This window comes from Yoonia sp. I 8.24 (genome assembly GCF_022096995.1).
Taxonomy (GTDB): Bacteria; Pseudomonadota; Alphaproteobacteria; order Rhodobacterales; family Rhodobacteraceae; genus Yoonia.
The window spans coordinates 1-222 of the sequence record NZ_JACXGQ010000022.1 but is presented as its reverse complement, the minus strand read 5'-3'; the positions used below and the strand labels follow the sequence as shown (position 1 = coordinate 222).

The following is a 222-nucleotide window of genomic DNA, read 5'->3' as shown; positions in this document are numbered from 1 at the left end:
TCCCAAAGTTCTCAAGGTTCCCTGCGATGACATCATCACCGCCACTGTAGATGATCGTGTCATCCCCATCGCCAGCCGTGATCGTGTCGTTCCCGAGGCCGCCGTCGACAATATCGCCATGACCGGTGCCAACGATTGTATCGTCACCATCAGTTCCTTGATCCAACACCGCACGCGCCACAACGGCAGCATTGCTATCAAGCGTGCCATCACTGAACAGAA

1 protein-coding gene is annotated in these 222 nt (G+C 55.4%); it reads right to left on the bottom strand.

Translation table 11 applies throughout. The annotated features are described in order from the left end of the window. The coding region (locus tag Yoon_RS17895; protein ID WP_370642221.1) for a calcium-binding protein at positions 1 to 222 on the bottom strand (222 nt) is incomplete at both ends.